14 protein-coding genes are annotated in these 24,092 nt (G+C 41.6%); 6 read left to right on the top strand and 8 right to left on the bottom strand.

Annotation, left to right across the window (positions count from 1 at the left end):
- The first annotated feature begins 553 nt into the window (after positions 1-553).
- Positions 554-2,806, top strand: coding sequence for a hydroxysqualene dehydroxylase HpnE (hpnE, locus tag kam1_RS09335; protein ID WP_143958414.1), 2,253 nt, complete (start codon positions 554-556; stop codon positions 2,804-2,806).
- Here the strand turns inward: hpnE and kam1_RS09330 are convergent.
- The 7 genes from kam1_RS09330 to uvrA all read right to left on the bottom strand — a co-directional run bounded on the left by kam1_RS09330 (position 2,803) and on the right by uvrA (position 18,407).
- Complete coding sequence (locus kam1_RS09330; RefSeq protein WP_244946060.1) at positions 2,803-5,493, bottom strand: TonB-dependent receptor; 2,691 nt, start codon at positions 5,491-5,493, stop codon at positions 2,803-2,805. The genes hpnE and kam1_RS09330 overlap by 4 nt on opposite strands.
- An 81-nt stretch (positions 5,494-5,574) precedes the next feature.
- On the bottom strand, positions 5,575-8,322 hold the full coding sequence (locus kam1_RS09325) for a TonB-dependent receptor (protein ID WP_143958413.1): 2,748 nt from the start codon (positions 8,320-8,322) through the stop codon (positions 5,575-5,577).
- 177 nt (positions 8,323-8,499) lie between these two features.
- Positions 8,500-9,201: an energy transducer TonB gene (locus kam1_RS09320; RefSeq protein ID WP_039720829.1), complete on the bottom strand. Its 702-nt coding sequence runs from the start codon at positions 9,199-9,201 to the stop codon at positions 8,500-8,502.
- A 304-nt stretch (positions 9,202-9,505) separates the two neighbouring features.
- Positions 9,506-10,477 carry a sensor histidine kinase gene (locus kam1_RS09315; RefSeq protein ID WP_039720830.1) on the bottom strand — a complete coding sequence of 324 codons (972 nt, stop codon included), beginning with the start codon at positions 10,475-10,477 and terminating at the stop codon, positions 9,506-9,508.
- Position 10,478: 1 nt separating this feature from the next.
- Complete coding sequence (locus kam1_RS09310) at positions 10,479-11,159, bottom strand: response regulator transcription factor (protein WP_039720831.1); 681 nt, start codon at positions 11,157-11,159, stop codon at positions 10,479-10,481.
- Positions 11,160-11,214: 55 nt separating this feature from the next.
- Positions 11,215-12,834: an alpha-keto acid decarboxylase family protein gene (locus kam1_RS09305; protein WP_039720832.1), complete on the bottom strand. Its 1,620-nt coding sequence runs from the start codon at positions 12,832-12,834 to the stop codon at positions 11,215-11,217.
- Between the two features lie 68 nt (positions 12,835-12,902).
- A complete protein-coding gene (uvrA, locus tag kam1_RS09300) occupies positions 12,903-18,407 on the bottom strand; it encodes an excinuclease ABC subunit UvrA (protein WP_039720833.1) in 5,505 nt (1,834 codons plus the stop codon).
- A gap of 156 nt (positions 18,408-18,563) precedes the next feature.
- On the opposite strand from uvrA, the gene kam1_RS09295 reads away from it, so the two are divergent.
- The 3 genes from kam1_RS09295 to kam1_RS10175 are packed head-to-tail and all read left to right on the top strand — an operon-like array spanning position 18,564 to position 21,526.
- Positions 18,564-20,222: an efflux transporter outer membrane subunit gene (locus kam1_RS09295; protein ID WP_039720834.1), complete on the top strand. Its 1,659-nt coding sequence runs from the start codon at positions 18,564-18,566 to the stop codon at positions 20,220-20,222.
- A 19-nt stretch (positions 20,223-20,241) separates the two neighbouring features.
- On the top strand, positions 20,242-21,345 hold the full coding sequence (locus kam1_RS09290) for a M24 family metallopeptidase (RefSeq protein WP_039720835.1): 1,104 nt from the start codon (positions 20,242-20,244) through the stop codon (positions 21,343-21,345).
- A gap of 37 nt (positions 21,346-21,382) precedes the next feature.
- The gene (locus tag kam1_RS10175) at positions 21,383-21,526 is read left to right on the top strand and encodes a hypothetical protein (protein ID WP_161792022.1); all 144 of its coding nucleotides are present in this window, start codon (positions 21,383-21,385) and stop codon (positions 21,524-21,526) included.
- A gap of 28 nt (positions 21,527-21,554) precedes the next feature.
- Here the strand turns inward: kam1_RS10175 and kam1_RS09285 are convergent, their stop codons facing one another.
- Positions 21,555-22,673: an LptF/LptG family permease gene (locus tag kam1_RS09285; protein WP_039720836.1), complete on the bottom strand. Its 1,119-nt coding sequence runs from the start codon at positions 22,671-22,673 to the stop codon at positions 21,555-21,557.
- A gap of 99 nt (positions 22,674-22,772) precedes the next feature.
- Between kam1_RS09285 and kam1_RS09280 the strand changes: the two genes are divergently transcribed.
- Together kam1_RS09280 and kam1_RS09275 are read left to right on the top strand one after the other, a co-directional pair.
- Positions 22,773-23,219 carry a GatB/YqeY domain-containing protein gene (locus tag kam1_RS09280; RefSeq protein WP_039720837.1) on the top strand — a complete coding sequence of 149 codons (447 nt, stop codon included), beginning with the start codon at positions 22,773-22,775 and terminating at the stop codon, positions 23,217-23,219.
- A gap of 6 nt (positions 23,220-23,225) precedes the next feature.
- Entirely contained in the window at positions 23,226-24,092 is an 867-nt protein-coding gene (locus tag kam1_RS09275) for a cytochrome C assembly family protein (RefSeq protein ID WP_235276763.1), read from the top strand.

Genomic DNA, 24,092 nt, shown 5'->3' with positions numbered 1-24,092 from the left:
CTATATAACAAATGGAAGATCTTTCATTTTAATGAATCGGAATTTAACGTAAAACCAAAAGTAAAATAGAAAAGAAACTTTTTTAACACATTCAATGACCATCCTACCTGTCCAATGAAGCTGCTTCAAAAGTAAGAAAAGAGTAGAAATTAAAAGAATGAACAAGACATGCAGATAGAGCAGAAAATCCGCCGACAAAGCCAGTTATTCAACCAAAGAAAGCAGGAAAATCTTTTTCAGTGCAATTTGCAAGAAAGAATCTTTCAGATTAGCTTTAAAAAGACCGCATCCGGTCTTTCTCCATTGTATTTTTCCTGTGATGTTTCCATTAACAAGCCTGATCTGCTTTTTGGGACTACTGCGTTAAAAAGAAGAAGCCTTTTGAGCTTTTGCTTATGCAATTTCTCTCTATCCCTTGTCCTGTTTCTTGCAAGAATTGAAAAATTATGGTATTCCATCCACTTTCTGCTAGGCTCACAAAAGTCATTTACCTTAAGGATGACTTGCACGAGGTTCTAAGTGAAATACTTAGAGTAAGAATACTAATTCAGGCATGAACTCTCCATTGATCGGACAAACGGTAACTTCCAAGAGCAAGTCAAATTTGGCTCTTTCCTTTTTTTGTTTGCCGAAAGAACAAAGATGGGCCATGACCGTCTTTTATGCCTTTTGTCGGGTAATTGATGATATTGCCGATTCAACAGTTCTTTCTACCCATGAAAAAAAGGAAGGGATCCTTTTTTGGAAAAAAGAACTAGAAAAAATTTATTCTTCAGTTCCTTCTTCCCCATTGGGCAAAGAACTTAGTCAAGTCGTTCACAAATGGAATCTTCCCCAGGAAATTCTTCAGGAGATTATTCTTGGCGTAGAAATGGATATAGAAAAAAGAAGATATAAAAATTTCGACGAGCTTTCGCTATATTGTTATCGAGTTGCAGGAGCGGTAGGATTGGTGAGCATTGAGATTTTTGGTTGTCGCCATGCTCTTAGTAAAGACTATGCGCTGGCTCTGGGGACAGCTTTCCAACTTACAAATATTCTGCGAGATGTTCCCAAGGATGCCTCTTTTGGTAGAATCTACTTTCCTTTAGATGAGCTGGAAATCCATGGGATTAGCGAAGAAGACATCCTTACTTTGAGATGGAGCCCAAAAATCCGCGATTTTTTTAGACTCCAATATTTTCGAGCAAAGCATTACTTTGCTAAATCTTCCAAACTCATCCATCCATTGGATAAGCCAAAACTGCTGGCAGCAGAGATCATGAGTTCTGTCTATAAAGCCATCTTAGAAAAAATAAAAACAAAACGGTTTGATGTGTTTCATCATTCGATTCGCTTAAACAAGGCTCAAAAGCTTGCTTCTATACTCAAGGTTTTATTCAAGCATGCTTTTGTTCCTGACTCAACTCTTCCTTCGGGACCTCCAAAAAAGATTGTGATTCTTGGAGGTGGTTTTTCTGGAGTATCTGCTGCCTTAGAGTTGATCTCCCTTGGTCATGAGGTAATCCTGTTGGAATCAAAATCAAAATTAGGGGGAAGGGCAGGAAGCTTCCTAGAGCCTCAAACCAAACAAATAATAGATACTGGTCAACATATAATGATGGGCTGCTATCACCATACTTTAGAATTTGTTGAGAAAATAGGCATCAGCTCAAAGCTATTATGGATCGATCCTTTAAAACTTAGTTTTGTTAGTGAAAAAGGTAGTTCAGTGCTCGAGGCTGGAAATCTTCCAGCCCCTTTCCATCTGCTTGTAGCACTCCTCCGTTATTCGGAGCTTTCGGTTAGCGATTGGTTTAAAGCCTTTTTTTTCCTCCTTTCTGTTATGCTTCATGAAAAGCCCTCTGAAAGAGAATCAGTCTCCGATTGGCTAAGAAGAAAGAAGCAGAGTGTTTCATTAATTCGCTCCCTTTGGGAGCCCCTCTGTGTGGCTGCATTAAATTTGTCAATAGAGCAAGCTTCAGCAGAGCTCTTTTATTCTGTACTGAAAAAAACCATTTTAGGCAAAAGAAAAGATCTTAGTCTTATTTTTAGTCGCGTAGGATTAAGTGAGCTATTTTCTAATGAGTTCGAACGGCTTATAAATGCTTGTGGAGGAAAATTATTTTTTAGAACTTCTGTTTGGTCTCTTGAATTTGAAGAGAACTATTTGAAGTCCATCAAAACTGTCGATGGTAAAGAGTTTGCATCCGATTCCGTTGACTATTTTTTAAGCGCCCTTCCGTGGCATATATTGGGCAGTTTGTTGCCGAAAGAATCGTCCTTGAGAAAGAACTGTGAGTTTATCGAACAGTCTCCAATTCTAAGTTTGTATTTTTGGGTTGATCGACCTTTTACGGATCAACCTGTTATAGGGTTTTTAGATTCTCCAGTACAATGGCTTTTTTCAAGAAATCTAATAATGGATAAAGAACTATTGTCTTTTCCTTTTTATTCTTATGTAGCAGTAATTAGTGCTCCTCCAAAAAATATCCTCAGTTTGAGTTCTAAAGAGGTTGAAAAAATCATTTGGAAAGAAGTTAACCGGCTAATACCCCGCTCAATCGAATCAAAGCTTTGTGGTAGCTTTCTTTTTAAATCTCTAGGTGCTACCCCTAAATTTGATCCCACTTCTTTAAAATATAGGCCACACCCTCAGACAGAATGGAAAAATTTTGTTATTGCAGGGGATTGGACAGACACGGGACTGCCTGCTACAATAGAAGGAGCTATTCTCAGCGGCAAAAAAGCAGCACGATTAATCGATTCTTTAACTCCTCTTTCAAAATTGACTTTAGCTGGTATTAGTAAGGAAAAAAAAGTTTAAAAATATACTCTTACAGTCCCTTGGATCCAGAAAGGAAGTTGAGGAACAATATAATCATAGTTAAAATTTCTAGCTGCACTAAAGCCTGGGGCACCTGGTAACCAATAATGTTCGTTGGTGATGTTATAGAGGTAGAGGCTAGCTTCCCATCTTTTTGAGCTGTAGAAGATTCTAGCATTGAGGGTATACCAGGAGGGGATCCGAGTGGAATAGGTATAAAAGATGAAATTCCCACTTTCGGCCAAAGCCCAGAGGGAGATGCCTAGGCCGTTATCGAACTTATAAGTGGCCATTATGTTCCCGTAGTTATGAGGGAAGCCAATGAAAGGGTAGTTGAGAGGAGATTCATTGACCAATGGGTCTACGGGTAGGCCATAGAGCTTAGCAACAGAACTAGAATAAGGTTGTGAAGCTAAAGGTCCTAGCGGGAGTCCCTGCCAGAGCTCTTGACCTGCGATGAAGGCATAACCGAAGTTCAGCCAGAAGTTTTTGTTAGGCTGATAGTTGGCGTTTAGCTGTGCGCCTTTGATGGCAATTTGAGTGGTAGCTATAGGGCCTCCGGGGATGACTTGAGCGGGGATATAGCCTGTTTGATAGTAGCCAGAGATGCCTAAGAAAAGTTTATCATGGAGCAGGCTAAATTTGGTGCCAACTTCATAGAGGAAATTGTTTTGATGGTAATACGCGGAGGGGAATTCTGGGGCGAAGCTACCGAACTGGGAGAGGAGTGTGGTTTGGCCGTAGAAAAAGGTGAAGTAGCTGGTCATCCAAGGGAAGGGCTTGTAACTGGGGCTAATAGTAAGCTCAGGTTGAACGATGTTCATGGAGGTAGAGGTATAAGGAGGGAGGCCAAAAGAGGGGGCAGCTTGAGAAATTTCAGCGGGGGTGCCAGGAGGAGGGGAGGCTTGCACAAAAAAAGCATTCATTCTTCCAGCAAGCATAAGGCTCCATTGGTCGGTAAAATTAATCTGGTGCTGATAGAATGGGGAAAGGGTAGAAAAGGTGTCAGCTGTGGAAAGATAGTTAAAAACATTATAGTACATCCCTGGGTGTCCAGGAACAGGAATATCGGTCAGATAAGGATTTTGGTAGATAGGGCTGATGGCCGCCGCAAAAGGGACAATGGGGGTGAAATTGTTGTAAGTTAGCGGTTGAGTCAAATTCCAGATATTGACAGGTTGATGCCATACCCCAGCGTATTCTTTGTCAGAAAAAAAGCGAAATTCGATACCCCCGTCAATCTGGTTGTGGAAAGAAAGAGAAGAAGAAAAAAGATCTTCTTGCCCTTCTTGAGGATAGGATTGTGACGTTTGGCCTTTAGGCAAGAGATCAAAAGAATACCGCCATTCTAATCGATTATCAAAATCGTATCCAGAAGGGAGGACTCCCCAAAAGTCCGATGGGATCGCTTGATCAATAAAAGAATTATAAAATTCAAAAAGAGAATTGTTAATAACAGAAAGGTCATCATTTATTTTTAAAGTTTCTATGCATTGCGCTACATAATAGAGTTGTCTATCTCCATCTTCTGGGTTCTCAAAAATATTGCTTCGAGGACTAATCTCTACCTGAGGTCCCCAAGATACAGCATAACCAGCTCCAGGGGGAGCTGTTCCCAGACCTTGATGAAGTATTCCAGTAGGTCCATACCAACCTAAAAGACTGCCTGTTTGATAGAGTCTATTATTAATAAGTGCTTGATCTGGACGGTTGATTCCAGCAACCGTATTTAGATGGTTGTCATCTAGTTCGGTATTGAAATCGATGGATAAATTTTCATAAGGCTTTGCACTTAAAGCTAAATACCAGCATTCTCTATTAAGATAAGCTCCATCATAATAGTTGTAGGGGGCATAGCCATCCTGCCCAAAATAATCGAACCGGTAAGCAAGTTTGTCACTAAGGATGAGGCCTCCTAAATCGATGTTCCAAAAATTAGTCTGATACATCCCTACGGTATAATCGGCACTGCCCCTAAATTTATCAAAATAGGGTTGTTTGGTTACTTCGTTGGCAAATCCGCCTGCTAATTCTTGGGGGCCAAAGACAATGCTGACGGGTCCAGTGACCACATCCAAATTATCATAGGCATTCATGTTCATAAGCGGCCCATATTGGGCAGACTGACTAAAACCAACGAGCATCCCATTTCTATAGACAGTTGCGGGCAATCCCCTAACAATGGGTTCCCCAGCTGGACTCCCTGTAATTTGAGAAGGATTAACTCCTGGGATAAAGGCAGCGAGATCATTTGTTGATTGCGCGTTTATTGTGTTTAATTCCTGTCGGCTAATGGACTGTATTGTTCTGGGGATATCGATAATTTTCATTGCTGGGCCAAGAACTTCTGATTGTTTGTTTGATAAGACTACATTTTCTTCTTCAGGAAGTTCTTCTTGCGCTGTCACGGTAACTGGAGCAAGCACCATTGCGGGGGGAGAGGAAAGCATAACAGAAGGAAAGATAGAGGATTGTTCTTGGGGAATCGTTTGAGCGGTCGAGGTGGATGGAGAAGATGGAATGGTTTGTTGGTCTTTGACTTTTTTAGACTGATCAATATCGGGATTAGAATGGTTTGAGACAGGGTCTGATTGGGATTTTGAGTTCTCAAAGAAGAAAAAAGAGAAAAACAAAAGAGGAAGCAAAAAAATATATTTTCTTTGGCAACAATCAGTCATTATTTCCATTTATTATATCCAATCAATATATTTTCAGACGACTCCTGTTTTTTTCTAATGTTAGACAGATAAAAGATTGAGATTGACGGCTTAGAAAAAAATAGTAAGGCTTCCTTGGATCCAAAATGGAAGTTGTGGCACGATGTAATCATAATTCATAAAACGAGCTGCACTAAAGCCTGGGGCACCTGGTAACCAATAATGTTCGTTGGTGATGTTATAGAGGTAGAGGCTAGCTTCCCATCTTTTTGAGCTGTAGAAGATTCTAGCATTGAGGGTATACCAGGAGGGGATCCGAGTGGAATAGGTATAAAAGATGAAATTCCCACTTTCGGCCAAAGCCCAGAGGGAGATGCCTAGGCCGTTATCGAACTTATAAGTGGCCATTATGTTCCCGTAGTTATGAGGGAAGCCAATGAAAGGGTAGTTGAGAGGAGATTCATTGACCAATGGGTCTACGGGTAGGCCATAGAGCTTAGCAACAGAACTAGAATAAGGTTGTGAAGCTAAAGGTCCTAGCGGGAGTCCCTGCCAGAGCTCTTGACCTGCGATGAAGGCGTAACCGAAGTTCAGCCAGAAGTTTTTGTTAGGCTGATAGTTGGCGTTTAGCTGTGCGCCTTTGATGGCAATTTGAGTGGTAGCTATAGGGCCTCCGGGGATGACTTGAGCGGGGATATAGCCTGTTTGATAGTAGCCAGAGATGCCTAAGAAAAGTTTATCATGGAGCAGGCTAAATTTGGTGCCAACTTCATAGAGGAAATTGTTTTGATGGTAATACGCGGAGGGGAATTCTGGGGCGAAGCTACCGAACTGGGAGAGGAGTGTGGTTTGGCCGTAGAAAAAGGTGAAGTAGCTGGTCATCCAAGGGAAGGGCTTGTAACTGGGGCTAATAGTAAGCTCAGGTTGAACGATGTTCATGGAGGTAGAGGTATAAGGAGGGAGGCCAAAAGAGGGGGCAGCTTGAGAAATTTCAGCGGGGGTGCCAGGAGGAGGGGAGGCTTGCACAAAAAAAGCATTCATTCTTCCAGCAAGCATAAGGCTCCATTGGTCGGTAAAATTAATCTGGTGCTGATAGAATGGGGAAAGGGTAGAAAAGGTGTCAGCTGTGGAGAGATAGTTAAAAACATTATAGTACATCCCTGGGTGTCCAGGAACAGGAATATCGGTCAGATAGGGGTTTTGGAAAAGAGGGCTAGTAGCTGCTGCAAAAGAAACAATGGGACTGAAATTACTGTATGTAAGAGGTTGAGTCAAATTCCAGATATTAATAGGTGAATGCCATACTCCAGAGTATTCGGTATCTGAAAAATATCTAAACTCAATGCCTGCGTCTATCATATGATGCAAAAGAAGCGAGTGGGCTTTAGTAGATTCTTCTGCAGTTTCTTTTAAGCTATCCGTTTCTTTTTTCCCTGGAAGGGTATCAAACTGGGCTCTTAGTTCTAGTCTATCATCAAAATCATAACCGGAGGGGAGTATCGCCCAAAATGTTGATGGAATAGCTTGATCGATCAGCGTGCTGAAATATTCGAAAAGGGAGTTATTTACAAGAGAAAGATTGTCGTTAATCTTAAGATTTTCAATCGCTTGAGCCACATAATAGGTTTGATTTGTTGCATTTTCTGGGTTTGCAAATAGATTGGTCCTTCTGCTTATTGGAACTAAAGGTCCCCAGTTGACCGCATAGCCAGCCCCAGGAGGCGCAGTGCCGATACCAGGATGGAAAACCCCTGGAGGTCCGTACCAACCAGCCCACGTCCCAGTTTGATAGAGGTCATTATCGATCAATGATTGGGTGGGCCTATTCAGGCCAGCAACGGTATTTAAGTGATTCAGGTCCAGTTCGGTATTAAAATCAATGGATAAATTTTCATAAGGTTTGGCTCCAATATTCAGATAGAAACATTGTCTTTGAAGATAAGCTCCATCATAGTAATTGTAAGGGGCATAGCCATCTTGACCGAAATAATCGAACCGATAAGCAAGCTTATCCTTTATCACAGGACCTCCTAGATCGATATTCCACATATTGGTTGAGTACATGCCAACGGTGTAACTGGCGTTGCCTCTGAATTTGTCGAAATAGGGTTGTTTGGTCACCTCATTGGCAAATCCTCCCGCAAGCTCCTGAGGGCCATACACAATGCTGACGGGTCCAGTGACCACATCCAAATTATCATAGGCATTCATGTTCATAAGCGGTCCCCATTGTGCGGATTGGCTAAAGCCAACAAGCATGCCATTTCTATACGTTGTGGCGGGTAATCCTCGGATGACAGGTTCAGCCACAGGGCTTCCAGTCATTTGCGTAGGGTTAACTCCAGGTGTAAAAGCAGCTAAATCATTTACTGATTGTGCATTAATGGTATTCATTTCTTGCCTTGTAACCACTTGCACCGTTCTTGGTGTTTCGATGATTTTCATGGCAGGTCCAAGAACACCTGTTTCCTCATTAGTAGAAACCACATTTTCTTCTTCAGGTAATTCTTCTTGTGCTGTGACGCTTATTGGCAAAAGGATAGGTAGATTAGGTGGAAGCTTTGCTTCTGGCCCAGAAGGCGGAACTGTGGGAGCTGTTTCAGAGGGGGGAGTAGGAGAAATTTCCTCTGGATGAGCGCCTTCTGTAGGTGGATGATTTTCTGGGGGAGGCTCGGTGGATTCTTGTTGAGAAGGTTGCTCAGTCGAAGGAAGTTGGGATTCTTCAGCAGAGGGTTTTCCTTGAGTGTTAGGAGGCGGTAATTCTTTTGAAGGCTGAGAAAAAAGACTGAGTGAAAAAAAGAAAGTGACGAACAAAAAAACACCAAGGGCAAAAGGGTTTATTTCTTTTAGATAAACCATAACATGGATCGAAGTAAAATCGCCTAAGGCATTTCATTGAGATGACAGAAAAATTTCAAGAATAACCTTTTTTACCCGCTGCCTACGCTTTGTTATTCCCTTCAAAGTTTTTTTATGCAAAACAACCTGCTGAACTAAAATTCTAATCCTCCTGCTCGGGAACTAGCCTAAAACCGGTTACTTAGTCAAGCGGAACTGGACAGGGACAACTGCCTGAGATTCCACTGGGACATTCCCAGACATTGCCGGATGAAATCTCCATCTTTTGACAGCATCCATAGCTGCGGAATCAAGATCATGGAATCCTGAACTCCTATAGATGCTCAGAGAAGAAACGGTACCTGCAGGAGATATCTTCACCCAAATATAAACGACTCCTTGTTCTCCCTTTTTCCGGGCTTCTTCAGGATAGATGGGCGGAGGATTTTTGAGATAATCCGGCATGGCCATAGCAGTAACACGCTGAGAAACAGGCTGTTGAGGTTTGGGTGCTGGTTTTTTAATTGGCTGAGTCTTCGGTTTTTGTACGACTGCCTTTACCATGTCATCAGGATGAATGACGGGTTGCTGTGGGGATTCGGTTTTTGGTTGAGGTTGTTGTGGTTCTGGCGAAGGGACAAGTTCTATCATGGATGGAGGCAGCGCAGGTGGATTCGAATTTGATTTAGGAAAAAGAGATAATCCAAGCCCAAAAAGCAGAATGGCGTGAAAAATAACCGATAATATCCATCCCCAAACTTCAGAATCTATCTGAATTTTATTAGTGAAATTTTGGTATTTTGCAATCGCATGTGAAAACAAGCCATGCTCCTCGTGGGCTAAAGGCGGCTCAGCAGTAAAGTAAGTTTTTGTTTGATTTTTCCAAAGCACTTTTATCATTTGACACCCCCTTTCTCCTATTAATTTCTTTTTCCTTCCTTCGACCTTAGGAAGGATATCTGTATGAACAAATTAATCTATAGAAGTTTAATTTAGCGAAAACCGTAGTTTAATTTTTCTTAAAGTTGTAGGATAGGGAGCAAAAAAAATATTAGACCAGTCTAAAAACAATAGCAATGGGAATAAAGGGTATCAGGGTAAATTGTTTTTGGGCATGGCATTGTTATGGCACTGCTATTTCGAGCCGTCTTGTCAGTACGAACTATGGACTTGATAGGGTTGAGAATAATTGCCAACAGATAGATTAGGTTTTAGTTATCCTCGGAAAAATGGAAAGCTTAGCACAATATAGGGAATGTAGCTGTTTGTAGCGGATCGTCATGTTACCATGAACTGATACGAGTGCTTGAATAATTCTTTTCCCAAGCCCTAAATTGCCAGGTCTTGTCTTTGTTGGTTTGATTCTGTTGAAAACATAGAGTTGGGCGCTGTTCGCGCCTATTTTTTTCATTCGTATCGTAATATCTCCAAAGCCATGCTTCATGGCATTGGCCATTAAGTTATAAAGAATCTGTTTGAGATAGGCTCGATCGGCTTCAATAGAGATTCCAGCTTCTTTTTCCACATGGATGTGACGGCCTTCGTTTTCACAAAGAAGTCTAAAGCCTTCGATAATGATTTCTGTAGTTTTCTCAAGTTCCATTTTTTCCCAACGGATGGTCAGGTTACCTTTTTCAGCTTTAGTTAAAAGAATAGCTCTTTCCATATGCTGTTGCAGCCGCTCCAGTTCAGACTCAATCGCTTCAGCGATTTCAGGGTCCATTTTTTCCAGTGATTTTTCTAATCTAATTTTTGCAAGGGTTAACGGCACTCGCAGTTCATGAACTAATTCAGCAGCTTCTTTCCCAGACTCTTCAACGACCTTTTGAATTTTAGAAAGCAGCTTGTTGATTTCATTGACGAGAGGTAAAAATTCTTCGGGATAACGATCGGCTTTAATTCTTTGCCATGGGTTATGTGGGTCAATAAGCTCAAGATCAGAACGCAGTTGTCCAATTGGTTTACTTAACAATTTTGCAAGAGCATAGCCTGCGACCCCAAAACTGACAACCATTGCTAAAGCATAAGAGGCTTCCCAGCGGACTAATTCTCTTCGATGCTCTTTGGATTGAAGGAACCGGGCTTCTTTTGCGGCAGCGATCCAATGGAAAATAGCGGATAAGAAAAGAAAAATGAAAGAAAAAACAACAGTAAAAAGATGCCAGCGTCTTAACATTTCATTTATCGGTTGGATGCTTTAAAATAAAACCAACTCCTCTAATCGTATGGAGCAGGGGAGGCAAGCCTGGCAAATGAATTTTTTGTCTTAAATGATTGATATGGACATTCACTAAAGCAGTTTCTGAATCAAAACATCTATCCCAAATTTTTTCTGTGATGACGGCTTTATTAACAGGGTTGGGAGCTGATTCGAGTAAAAGTCGCAAGAGCTCAAACTCTCTATTAGTCAGTTCGATGCTCTGGCCAGCACGAGTAACCGTTCTACGGGTAAGATCCATTTCCAGATCTTCGAATTTGAGTACCGAAGGAGTAATAGGAGAACGTCTGCGCAAAAGAGCCCGAACCCTGGCAAGCAGTTCTATCGTTGAAAAAGGTTTGGTTAGATAATCATCAGCACCCGCATCTAAACCATGGACGCGGTCGCTTACTTCGGATCTGCCAGATAAAAAAAGAATGGGAATAGAGATCCCCTTTCGACGAATCTGCTTCACAATGCCAATACCATCCTTTGCCGGCAACATCAAATCAAGGATTGCTAAATCATAAGAGTAATTTTCTAAAAGCCATTGAGCCTCTTCCCCATCTTCACATTCCTCAACACTATAACCTTCAGCTTGCAGAGCTCCTTTGACATGCTTACGGACTTTTTGATCGTCTTCTACAATCAATATCTTCATTCTAGATAGAAATATGCTTCAAAAAAGTCGAAATTTCAGCCAACCTTTTTCTTGCTTAGGGCATAATACGCTGCGCCATTCTTCGTAAAGCCTTAGAGCGATCAGCGGCATCGATAACAACTTCTATAAGCCAGAAGGAATCTCTGGTTTCAATGGCTCTTTCAATCGCCTTTTTCAGTTCTCTATTTGTTTTTACCACGCAAGATTTTCCACAGCCTAACAACTCAGTAATTTTGCTATAATTCCAATTCATGAGATCGTTGAATGGTCCATCTAGAAAAATCCGTTCAGTAGAATATCCACTGTTATTCAACAACAGGATAATGGGATGGAGCTTATATCGGCAGGTAGTAGAAAGCTCAATACCAGTCATTTGAAAAGCACCATCTCCACAGATGACAAAAGGAATAAGATGAGGTTTTGCTAATGCTGCTCCTATAGCAGCAGGAATAGAAAATCCAACAGAAGCATAGTAGGCGGGACTGATGAATTCAGTGCTTTCATGGATAACCAGATCTATGGAACCAAAAAGCGACTCGCCAACATCAGCAATGACAACAGTTTGCGAAGATAAAAAGGTGTTGACGATTGTAAAAAAAGAATTAACTGATACGCTTTGATTTTCATCGATCCGATCGATGGAAGGGATGGAAGGATGGGGAAGATTCTGAGGAAGTGTCTTTCGAATGTTTAAAGACAAAAGGCCTCGGACGAAGTCTTCAAAGCGAACATCTTCAAAGGTATGGTGACGGATCATCAGCTTTTCGCTTGTCGCATAGATACATTTGCCCATATCTAATACCGATCGTGTTGAGCCTAAAGTAATGTCGGTCATAAACACTCCCAGGAGGATCAGACAGTCGCTTTTTTCAAAAAAGGCGCATACCTCTTCGCTTCCTGTTGCTCCTTCATAAACGCCGATATAATGAGGATGGGTTTCAGCTATAACCGATTTACCCAACAGAGTGGCGCTTACGGGAATGCCGGTTGCCTCGGTTAGCTGCTCGAGCTCCTTTTGCAGGCCAAATCTCTGAATTTCCACATCTGCCAGAATTAGCGGCTGGGTGGCAGCTTCTATCATTTGCTTTGCTTCCGTTAGAGCTTCCTCCAAAGCTTTTGGATCGGAATGAAAATCTCCCGAAATAGATACTTCATCAGGCATAGCTATTTCAGCAGTTGCCATATCTCTAGGAATTTCTAAGTAGGCGGGTCTTTTGTATTGAAGTGCCAGCCAAATGGCTTTTAGGATCTGCTCTCCAATGTCTCGAGGATTTTCTAAAATGGCTGCATACACAGTTAAAGCTTCAAAAACCTTCAACTGGGTGTTAAAATCTTTTACCTTATGATGGAGGAGAGGATCTTTTTTTCTTTCACTTATGCCTGGTGCTCCGCTGATGACAAGCACGGGCGATTTTTCCGCATATGCTTCGGCTATTGGATTGGTGACTTTGAGTCCTCCTACACAGTAAGTGATGCAAACAGCGCTTAGCCCATTGAGTCTAGCATAAGCGTCCGCAGCAAAACCAGCTCCTTGTTCATCACAGGTATTGATGATCTGTAGACCTTCTTTGATAAATGTATCAAGAATTTTTAGCGAATAGTCTCCAGGCACTCCAAATACATGTAGAACCTTGTGGGCCAGCAGTTGTCGAGCGAGATATTGGGTAGTTGTCATGCTTATGTTTTATCTTAAAAATCGATTTTTTAGGAATCTTCTTTTTGGTTTTTCACACTTTTTCAAGTCTATTTGGAGGGAATCACTATTCCTTTAAGAAAAGGAGCGGTAGGGCTATTCTGGATTTCAGCTAAGGCTTCAGGCGTTCCTGTTCCTATGATTTTACCACCCTCTTTCCCTGCTCCTGGACCAAGCTCGATGACATAATCGGCTTCGGCGATAACATCAGGATGATGTTCAATGATCACAACGGTGTGTCCATATTCCACTAAGCTCTGGCATAAATGCAGGAATTTTTCAATATCGGCTAAATGAAGCCCAATAGTCGGTTCTTCCAAAAGATATAAGATTTTGGGTTCTTTCTGTGCGCCCCATTCAAACATTTTTTGAATGCGCTTTTGCTCCATGGCGATGAGCTCTTTGGCTAGTTTAACCCTCTGAGCCTCTCCTCCTGAAAGAGTGGGAGTAGGCTGACCAAGACATAAATACGAAAGACCTATTTCACAGAGGATTGAGAAGGGTTTTCTTAGTTTCTCGATAGAAGAAAAAAAATGGCAAGCTTCGGCAACGGTCATATGGAGCACTTCAGCTATTGATTTTCCCTTATACAGAACTTCAAGGGTTTGTGGATTATACCTTTTACCTTCACAAGACTCGCAAGGAAGGTAGAAAAGAGGAAGCAGAGGCATACTGATCTGAATTGTTCCATTGCCTAAACAATCAGGACATCGGCCTTCTTTAGAGTTGTAGCTAAACCGGCTTTTAGTATATCCGCGTTGTCGGGCCAGTGGGGTTTGTGAAAAAAGATCCCTAATGCTATCAAACAAACCTAAATAGGTTAAAGGGGTTGATCTAGAGTTCTTGCCTATGGGCATCTGATCAACAAAACAAACTGAACTTATGGCTTCGATACCACTCAGACGCTTCCAGCAGCCTTTTGTAGTGCTCCTATGTGATTTGCTGAGAGCCTCTTTCACAGCCATAAAAATACCATCTCTAAGCAATGTGCTTTTGCCTGAACCACTAACGCCACAAATGACAACGAGTCGTCCAAGTGGTATTTCCACAGTTAAATCATGAAGATTATTCGAACAGATCCCTTCAATCTTAAGCCAAGCTGTGTTCTTCTTGCAGCTTCTTCGTTCTCTGCCCATCAAAGGATGCTTCATTGGTTTGGAGAGATACTGGGATGTCAAAGAGTTTTGAGAACGAAGGAGAGCCTGATAATTTCCTTGAAAGACAACTTGTCCCCCTTCTGATCCAGCTCCAGGACCTAGATCTACGATTTTATCCGCCCTTTTCATCGTCTCTGTATCATGTTCGACGATGACAAGGGTATTGCCTTTAGTTTTCAGCGCTTCAAGACTATTGAGCAGTTTTTGGTTCTCGGTTGGATGAAGTCCGATGGTTGGTTCATCGAGGATATAAAGGATGCCTTTGAGATTAGAACCGAGTTGGGAACATAAATAAATTCTCTGCAGTTCTCCTGCCGATAAAGATTGAGAGGATCGCTCCAAGCTTAAATAATAAAGGCCTATGTTGCAAATAAATTCGAGTCGTTTGACAATTTCTGGAACGATTTTTTCTACAATCTCTTTTTGTTTTGCTGATGCCACGATTGAGCGCATATAGCCGACTAGCTCCCCAATAGGAAGCGAGCAGAGGAAGTCAATGGTCGGTTTTGTATTTTGTAATGGCCAAGGAAGAAAAACTGATCTAGCCAGAGCGTTGAGTCTTTTCCCTTGACAGTCAGGGCAAAGCAGCGGCTGTTGCTCGGCCTGGTCCTCTTCCTCTTCCATTGTTCCCTTGCCCAGACAGGTTGGACACCATCCTAAGGGAGAATGGAAAGAAAATAGTCTTGGATCAAGCTCATCGAAGCTTTTCCCACTTTGGGGGCAGTGAAATTTAGTACTAAAAAGATAGTCTTTCTGATTTTTTGTATCGCATAAAATGAGCGTTTCTTTTCCTAAACTCAAAGCCAAGGCAACATTTTTCTTTAACTCTTCAAATGAAGTAGTTTCGTTGACATTACCGATCCAAAGATCAATGGTATGACTCTTAAATCGAGAAAGGCTGGGAAATTGCCAGCAATCATACCACTGTCCATCTATGCGAAAGCCTGCATAGCCCTTTTTTTGAGCCCATTTCCCAAGCGCAACATAAATACCTTTTCTTTCTCTAATCAGAGGAGCTAAAATTCGGTATTCTTCTTTTGAGCAGAGTCTGAAACGAATCGCTTTTAAAATATCTTCCTGACTTTGTCGTATGGCTTCTTCTTTTGTTTCTGGATCAAAGGGAATGCCTGTTTTGGCAAAAAGTAATCTAAGGTAGGGATAGATTTCAGAAAGGGTGCCGACGGTACTCTTAGATCCAGGTCTGTTGGATCTTTGTTCAATTGCTATCGATGGAGGCAGACATTCTATATCGTCCACCTGTGGCTTTTCAAGAGATTGGATAAATTGTCTAGCATACCCTGAAAGAGAATCTAGAAATCTTCTTCTGCTCTCAGCAAAAAGAACGTCAAAGGCCAAGGTCGATTTTCCTGATCCGCTAATTCCAGTAAGAACAGTTGTTTTGGCTAATTCGATTTCCAGAGAAATGGACTTTAGATTGTGATGACGGGCTCCGCGAATGAATAGAGATTGGCCTCTTGATGAGAGAAAGGAAGAGGGGGTAGGAAGAAAAGAAGGGGTTGCCCTAAGCTTTTCTTTCAAAAAGATCCCTGTAAAACTTTCTTTTGCTGCAGCAATAGTTTCCGGAGGGCCTTGGGCAATAATCTTCCCTCCATGCTTTCCTCCTAAAGGTCCAAGGTCGATCACCCAGTCGCTTGAGAGAATGAGGTCCAAGTTATGTTCAACAACAACCAACGTATTCGCTGCATCAACAAGTTTTTGTAAAAGGCTAATCAGCCGTTTGACATCATCAATATGTAGCCCTGTTGTTGGTTCATCTAGAATAATAAGTCTCTGCTTTGTATGGCTTCTTGTTTTCTTGTTGAACAATTTTTCGGAAAGGATTCCTAGAATCTTTAGTCTTTGAGATTCTCCTCCAGAAAGCTGATTGAGTGGATGACCAAGTTGCAGGTAATCAAGCCCGACTTCTTCTAAAAGAGCAAGTAAAGAGCTTATTTTTTTATGAAGAATAGCTTGTCGAGAACTATCGGCAACCTGCGGTTCAAAAAACATTAAAGCTTCTTTTGCTGTCATTCTCAAGATTTGATCGAGGGATTTCCCATGGTAGTGAATGGCAAGGATATAGGGTTGAAATCTTTTGCCTTCGCAGACAGAACAAGGAACAAAAACGTCAGAAAGAAATTGCATCTCTATTTTTTCGTAGCCAAGCCCAAGGCATCTTGGACAGCGTCCTTCACCTGAATTGATAGAAAAATGGCTTTCTTCTAGGCCTTGAATTTGAGCCGCTTCAGTTGAAGCAAAAAGTTGTTTGACATAAGGCCAGATGCCTAAATAAAGAGCTATATTTGATCTTGGAGTTTTGAAAATAGGTGATTGATCTATTTCAATAACTTCTTCTATATTTTCCCAACCTGTGATTATGGCTCTGTCTGTGAAGAATGGTCCTGGAGGAGGATTGATCTCTTGTATTCTGTGGAGACTATAAGCGATTATCTCCTGGACAAGACTGCTTTTACCACAGCCACTGACGCCTGTGATGGTGACAAATAAGCCGATGGGAATATCCACATCAAGCTCTTGCAAATTATGGATGGTAGCTTTGCGAATTTCTAAAAATCCGGATTGGGGCTCTCTCCTTTTTTGGGGAATAGAGATTGATTTTTTTCCACTGAGATAGGCTCCAGTTAAAGAAGAAGAGCTTGAACAGAGTCCTTGCAGGTCTCCAGCATAGATGACTTGGCCTCCTTCAGCTCCACTTCCTGGCCCAAGTTCTACAATATAATCGGCATGCTTAATAACCGTCTCTTCATGTTCCACCACCACAACGGTGTTGCCTTGATCTCTAAGCTTTTGGATCAGTTGGATAAGCCTTGAACAATCTTTAGGATGCAGCCCTATAGTTGGTTCATCAAGAACAAAGAGCGTATTGGTTAGTTTGTTGCCTAAACAGATAGTCAAATTGGCTCGTCGTGTTTCTCCTCCGGAAAGTGTCCGACTCGCCCTATCCAGAGTAAGATAACCCAGTCCAATGTCGTTTAGATAGCTAAGCCGACTGAGGATTTCTTCTTTGATCCTCATTGCTGCTTGATCAAAGGCTGGAATTTCCACCGCCTCAACAGTATGGATCAGTTCGTTTATGGGTAACTGGAGCAATTCTCCGATGGAAAATGCTGTTTTGCCAGAATCAATTTTGTAGCAGAGGGTCTTTTTGTTAAAACGGCTTCCATTGCATTCTGGACATTGGGAATAGAGACGATAGTGAGAAAGAAAAACCCGAATATGAGTCTGATAGGTCTTTTTCTCAAGAATAGAAAAAAACCCTTTTATACCACACCAGCAATCTTCTTCCACTAGAATTTCAGCGGACTCCTCAGATGCCTCTCCATGGATAAGATAGTCCCATTCGGCTGCTGTGTAGGCCGAGATTTTTTTTGAAAGAGAAATTTTTCTTTTTTTAAGCATTCTCTCTAAGAAAACCTGCCAATGCGCAAAATTTGGGGATTGAAACGGTCGAATTGCTCCCTGAGCAATGGAAAGGGTTTTATCTGGGATTACTTTATCATAGTCGATTGTAATGATTCTTCCGAAACCGTGACAAGTAGGACATGCCCCTTTAGGATTGTTGAAAGAAAAGAGAGCAGGGAAAGGTTCCTCAAATTCTATATTATCAATAGGACAGATCAACTGATCGCTAAAAACAAGACTTTCCTTCTCAGGAAGGAGGACGATCATTAGTCGACCTTTTCCAGATTTAAAACTCTCATCGAAGATTTCTAAAAGTTCTGTTCTCTTATGAGGCTCGGTTCGTTGGAGACTATGAACCACGAAAAGTTCTTGGCAATTGAACTCCGTCTTCTCTAGAATTTCTTCATCGATCCGATTTATTTTGTTTTCTAACCAAATTTTTGAGTATCCCTGGGATACAAGCAATAGGCAGGCTTCTTTGAAAGGAGTATGTGCAGAAAAGCGGACGGGAAAACAGATAAGGAAATCTTTTTGGGGATAAGCGTTATAAAGAAACTCTGTCAGTGTCTTAGGGGAGGATTTTCTTATTTTTTGATGGCATTGAGGACAGAGAGGATAGGCAAGCCTGGTGTAAAAAAGTTTTAAATAATCAGCAATGCCAGTCATGGTAGCGACCGTACTCCTGGTATTGGCACTCGTTTTATCTTGTTCAATGGCAATAGCAGGCAAAATGCCTTCAATGGCTTCGGCTTTTGGTTTTTCAGTTCTTAACAGAAATTGTCTTATGTATGGAGGAAAGGTTTCGATGTAACGGCTCTGGCCTTCGGCATATAGTGTATCGAATGCCAGCGAAGATTTGCCTGAGCCACTAAGACCAGTAATGACAGTCAGAGCTTTATGCGGGATATCTAGATCGATGGCTTTTAAATTATGAGTACGGATTTTTCGCAACCTTATCGATTCGGTCTCATTCATATCATCCGTTATGTACTATTTTTCTTATGCTTTTTACTTGCTATTCCAACGAAGTCCTTACAAATGATAAAAGGCTACGCTACGAGTGGAAAGGAATCAAAAAAGAAAATAAACTTAAAACTTTCATTCATACTATTAACCCACTAAAAGCATATAATGAAAGAAGCTTCTTTTCCAAAGAACTTGTGGGAAGAACCCTTTCTTAGAAGGCTATTATTTGTCCCCCTAGCTCTAGCTCTTTCTAGCTGTGCAGTTGGTCCAGACTACCATAGACCAGCAGTTGAAACACCTTTGGCTTTTAAGTGGGGGAACAGCCCTAATGCTGAAAAACCTTCAACAGGCCAAGACAATGTCTCGGTAATAGAACAGCAGACTGCTTCTGGTAAAAGGCTGGAAGGGATCCGTTGGAAAAAAGCGCTTCCACAAGATGCGATTGCTAAAGGAGAGTGGTGGAAAATTTTCAAAGACCCTCTTTTGGATCAATTGGAAGCGCAACTGTTGGTTGGCAACCAACAGCTCAAGGGTATCTATGCTCAAGTGGTGGAGGCAAGATCTCTTGTAACTCAGTCACTTTCCAATTTTTTCCCTCATATCGGCTTTTATCCTTTTTATTCGCGCTTACGATTTTCTCAAAACCAACCCTTTTTCTTTCTACAGCATCCAGTGGTTTCACCTGTTTTTAATCCGGCTGGTACTCAGCAGATCGGTTTTACTCAATTTCAGGTTGGATTACCCATTTATTGGAACGAATGGGCTTTGCCTCTAGCTGCATCGTACGAGGCTGATATTTGGGGAAGGTATCGGCGCGAATTGGAAGCAGCAAAAGCCTCTGCTCAAGCCACACAAGCCGCTTATGAGTCCCTGCTTCTTACATTGCATGCAGAACTTGCCACTGACTATTTTTCCATTCGTTATATAGATGCCCAATTGGCTGTTTACCGCTATATGATAGACGTTTTTAGGGATAATCTTTATTTAGTGCAAAGCCGCTATGATGGAGGGCTAGCCAATGAGCTTGATCTGGCTAGGGCTAAAACTGATTTGGCTAACCTTCAGTCTCAGTACATTGGATTGGAAAACACCAGAGCCCAAATTGAAAACGCCATTGCAGTGCTTTTGGGCAAACCTGCTTCTTCTGTAAAGATTGCATCCCATCCAATTTCTGGATCCCCTCCCGTATTGCCCGAATATCTTCCTTCGGATCTTTTACAGAGAAGACCCGATGTCGCTCAGGCCGAAAGACAGATGGCTGCGGCTAACGCTGACATTGGTGTGGCTCTTGGTGCTTTCTTTCCTTCTGTAAATCTTTTAGCTTCGGTAGGCTTACTAAGTTCTACTGTAGAAATGCTTTTTAATGGCTCAAGCAGGTTTTGGACTCTTGGTCCGTTTGTCAGTCTTCCTATTTTTGAAGGAGGTCAATTGGTGGCTGGCCTCCAACAAGCCAAAGCGGCATATCAAGCGGCTGTCGCCAATTACAGACAGGGGGTACTGGTAGCCTTTCAGGACGTCGAAAATGCTCTGGCCGCTTTAAAGATTCTAGAAGCGCAGCAAGAGGCACAACAGCGAACAGTCGCTTTTGCTAAAGATCAGTTTGACGTATCCTTAGTTCGATTTAAAGAAGGATTGGTGAATTATATTGAAGTGGATACAACCGAACAGGTATGGCTAAATGCGCAACTGCTTAATCTCCAAATCCTGGGAGAAAGATTTATTGCAACAGTGGCATTGATTAGAGCCTTGGGAGGCGGATGGGAGGATTATAGCATGCGGCCAGTTGGGGCAAATCCCAAAAAGAAGCCTGCCTCGAAATCCTGAAAGTGGATAGGAGTTTTCTATGGCTAGAATGATGTATGCGGCTAGCGAAAACGATCCGAATATGCTTTATGCCACTCAGATCCGGGTTCCTGATCCTTTTCTTTGGATTGCAACGGAAACAAAAAGTTATGCTTTCTTTAGTAAGCTTGAGATTGATCGAGCCAAGCGAGAGGCTAGGGCCGATGTTGTGCTTTCCTATGAAGAGGCTAGCGGCATTAAGGAGGAAAAACTCTCTGCTTCACTTCTAATCCAAGAAATTTGTCGAAAACTTCGGCTTCGACAGCTCACCGTTCCTTCTAACTTTCCTCTAGGTTTAGCGGAAGCGCTTAGAAAAAAGGGGTTAAAAGTTATCCCTAAACAAGGCGAATTTTTTCCCGAACGCTCCGTGAAGACCCAACAAGAAATAGAAGCGATTATCAGAATTCTTCGTGTTGCAGAGAAAGGGATGAAAAAAGCCGTTGAAATCCTTAAGGAAAGCGAAATTAGCAAGGATGGATCGCTTTGGTGGCAAAAGAAAGTTTTAGACTCCAAGACACTGAGAGACGAAATAGAAATTGCAATGATGAGAGAGGGGGCTTTGGCCAACAACACTATTGTGGCCTGCGGAAAGGAAGCTTGCGATCCTCATGAGATTGGGAAAGGTAAACTCCTGGCTCATCAGTCGATTGTCATTGATATTTTCCCAAGAGATAAAACTACAGGTTATTTTGGCGATCTGAGTCGAACGGTGGTCAAAGGCACTCCTTCTAAAGCCCTTCGTGATCTTTACTTAACAGTTCAGGAAGCTAAACAGTGGGTTATAAGCGTTTTACGGGAAGGAGCCAATGGAAAAAAAATCGAGCAAGAAATCCGACAGAGGTTTGCTAAAAAAGGCTACCCTACAGAAATCCGAAATGGCCGATGGGTCGGTTTTTTTCATGGATTAGGCCATGGGGTAGGGCTTGAGATCCATGAGCCACCTAGGTTTAGAAAAGCGGTTTTTAAAACCAACCAGGTGCTCACGGTCGAACCAGGGTTATATTATCCAGAAATCGGAGGAGTGAGATTAGAGGATATGGTCGTTATCAAGAAAGAGGGAGTAGAAAATTTGACTAAAATCGAAGAAAAATTAGAAATTGATTGAAAAGCGTTCGATTGTACATAAAGCTTTATAATACAAGATGAATATGTTTTTATTTTGGTTGCCTCCGCTCCAAGAAAATGAGCCAAAAGCTCCTGATGAAGCTCCCGAGCCAAGCGCCCCTTCTCCGCCAGCACTTCCTGGTTTCCCTGGCCCAACAATGCCTCCTGGCGAGCTTCCTTAGATTCCCTAGGAATAGGCAAGTAAAATCATCATTTCCGATTGACTCTCCATATCAACCAGAATCCTAGGGTTTGGAAAATAATATTGGGTAGCCAAATAATAAGCTCTGGGAAAAAATTTGTTTTTGCTTTTAAAGCATCAGCCAGAAGAACGATGACATAGTAAGAAAGTACAATGAATAAACTTAAAGCCACCCCAATGGAAGTTTCTTTTCTCTGGACTTGAATAGCTAGCGGGGCGCCTACAAGAACAAAGGTAAAACAAGAAAGAGAAAAGGCCAATCTTTTCTGAAATTCGGTCAATACAGGGGTTGGATTAGAAGTAAAACCGAATAAATCAGCTGCTACAATTTGTCGACCTATCTCATCCAGAGTGGAAAGACCAATGCTTTTTCTGACTGCTAACCGATCGAATAGGGTGGCTAGTGATATTTCATAAGGCAATTGGGTGGCTCGCGAACCGGGCATGACCAATTTTACATTTTGAGGGTCTGCAATGTTCCTTTCTTCTTGTCGCGCATTCCAGAGAGTCAGTAGAATTCTTTGGTGAGCTAGATCCGGTTCGATATCAGCTTCTGAGGCTCGAATAGAGCGTAAGGGGCGAAGCTCAGCATCAGTTTCCCATATGTAAACATCTTGGAGTCTAGCTCCTATGCGGTTATTGGCGTATAAACGAAAACCATCAAACTGGTCTATTGTTTTGCTGCTTTTGAAAAAAGATAGAGGGTTGTGAAGCATGACATCAGAGAAGATTTCTTTAAAGGCATGCCGGCTTTTAGGTCCAATGTAGGCATTGATGGCAAAACTAAAAATGCTATAAAGGAGCGCAAACCAAATAATGGGAGCCATGACCGCGCCAATGCTAATCCCAGCACTTTTTAAGGCAATCAGTTCTCTGTCTTGAGACATTTTGCCGAATAGCAGAATGACGGCAATGAGAAGTCCCCATGGTAAAGTAAATGTCAGGACAAAGGGGATCAGTGATAAAAGGAGTTTCAGGGAAATCCACAAAGGCACTTCGTTATTTACAAGAAGATCTGATAAATCTCGGAAAGCATTGGCAATGACCAGAAAAAAGGTCAAAATGGTGGTAGTTATAAGAGAATTTTTAAAAAGTTCTAGAAAAAGAAATTTATAAATTGTTCTCATGAAAGATGAGAATAAAATAAAACAATAGAAAAGGATTGATACAAATTATCGGTAGTAACAGACAAAATGCAACCTAAAAGAAAAAAGTGAGGGAAGAGTATGTCATTGCAATTACAAATTGATCAGCAACTAAAAGAAGCAATGAAGAAAAAGGAATTGGAGAAAATCTCCACCTTAAGGCTACTCAAGTCGGCGATTAATTATGCTGCTATCCAAAAGTCCCAAAAAGAACTGACAGATCAAGAAATCATTGGAGTCATCTCAAAAGAGATAAAAAAAAGGGAAGAGTCGATTCTCGAATACACAAAAGCCAATAGAACTGATCTAGCGGAAAAAGAAAAGATGGAAGTAGCGATTTTAAAAGAGTTTTTGCCTGAAGCGATGTCCGAAGAAGAAATGGAAGCCCTCGTGAAGAAAGTCATTGAAGAAACGCAGGCCAAAGATAGAAAAGAGATGGGCATGGTTATGAAAACGGTGATAGCTAGAGCTGGCGGTAGAGCGGATGGAAAGAAGCTTCAAGAACTGGTAAAAAAATATCTGGGTTAAGACGCTTTGCAGAGGGAAAAGAATGGTGGAACCTATCTCGAAAAAACGGATCTGTGGATCGCCATGAATATGAGCCAGGAAAGAATCTGGTTGATTCTTGCTACTGTTCTTGAATTTTTTGTTTCTCTTTATGGTTTTTTTATATTAGGTGCTAAAAAGCGGACAGGGGGAGATAAGTTAAGTTTTATTCTTCTTTTTGTCGCTTTCTTTTTAGAAACCCTTTTTTTATATTTGAGAGGCATTTCTATCAATCATTGTCCTATCACCAATTTTCTGGAAACTCTAGCATTCCTTTCATGGGCTTTTCTGCTTATTTATTTTATCATCGGCTCAACTTATAGAATCTCCATTCTAGGTTTTTTTACAGCTCCGACTACCTTCTTGATCAATCTGATTGGTTTGAGTGGTCGGCCTGATACTCCCAAGCTGATGCCTAAATTAGGGTGGATGCTTGAAATGCACGCGGCTTTTTCGATATTAGCTTATGCGATTTTTGGAATCGCAGCCCTTGCCGCAGTCATTTATCTGATGGAAGATAAAGAACTCAAAACCCATAAACTTTCTTCCTTATTTTTTTGGTTTCCGCCTATAGGGGATCTTTTTTTTATTCAAAAAAGAATTTTGTTGATGGGGCTTGTTTTGCTGACAGCTGGACTTGTAGGAGGCATTTTAATATCCCCGAAAAGTTCTTGGGATTGGGTAAAAATTAGCTGGTCGATTGGAATCTGGTTATTTTACCTTTATCTGGTTTGCTGCTCTTTTCTTTTTCATCCTGGGATGAAGCGACTATCTATCCTATCGATTGGCGGCTTTTTATTTATTTTTTTAACATTTTGGGGAATAAATTATTTTAGTCAATTTCACAGATTTTAA

The sequence above is a fragment of the Methylacidiphilum kamchatkense Kam1 genome (assembly GCF_007475525.1).
GTDB lineage: Bacteria > Verrucomicrobiota > Verrucomicrobiia > Methylacidiphilales > Methylacidiphilaceae > Methylacidiphilum > Methylacidiphilum kamchatkense.
The sequence above is the reverse complement of the archived record's forward strand: the minus strand, read 5'-3'. Positions and strand labels throughout refer to the sequence as shown.

Bases quoted from the DNA above. Each gene is read 5' to 3' on its own strand.
- kam1_RS09280 (WP_039720837.1), top strand. From the start codon at position 22,773: ATGTCATTGCAATTACAAATTGATCAGCAACTAAAAGAAGCAATGAAG.
- kam1_RS09295 (WP_039720834.1), top strand. From the start codon at position 18,564: ATGAAAGAAGCTTCTTTTCCAAAGAACTTGTGGGAAGAACCCTTTCTT.
- kam1_RS09285 (WP_039720836.1), bottom strand. From the start codon at position 22,673: ATGAGAACAATTTATAAATTTCTTTTTCTAGAACTTTTTAAAAATTCT.
- kam1_RS09330 (WP_244946060.1), bottom strand. From the start codon at position 5,493: ATGGAAATAATGACTGATTGTTGCCAAAGAAAATATATTTTTTTGCTT.
- kam1_RS09310 (WP_039720831.1), bottom strand. From the start codon at position 11,159: ATGAAGATATTGATTGTAGAAGACGATCAAAAAGTCCGTAAGCATGTC.
- kam1_RS09325 (WP_143958413.1), bottom strand. From the start codon at position 8,322: ATGGTTTATCTAAAAGAAATAAACCCTTTTGCCCTTGGTGTTTTTTTG.
- kam1_RS09315 (WP_039720830.1), bottom strand. From the start codon at position 10,477: ATGTTAAGACGCTGGCATCTTTTTACTGTTGTTTTTTCTTTCATTTTT.
- kam1_RS09305 (WP_039720832.1), bottom strand. From the start codon at position 12,834: ATGACAACTACCCAATATCTCGCTCGACAACTGCTGGCCCACAAGGTT.
- kam1_RS09320 (WP_039720829.1), bottom strand. From the start codon at position 9,201: ATGATAAAAGTGCTTTGGAAAAATCAAACAAAAACTTACTTTACTGCT.
- uvrA (WP_039720833.1), bottom strand. From the start codon at position 18,407: ATGAATGAGACCGAATCGATAAGGTTGCGAAAAATCCGTACTCATAAT.
- kam1_RS10175 (WP_161792022.1), top strand. From the start codon at position 21,383: ATGAATATGTTTTTATTTTGGTTGCCTCCGCTCCAAGAAAATGAGCCA.
- hpnE (WP_143958414.1), top strand. From the start codon at position 554: ATGAACTCTCCATTGATCGGACAAACGGTAACTTCCAAGAGCAAGTCA.
- kam1_RS09290 (WP_039720835.1), top strand. From the start codon at position 20,242: ATGGCTAGAATGATGTATGCGGCTAGCGAAAACGATCCGAATATGCTT.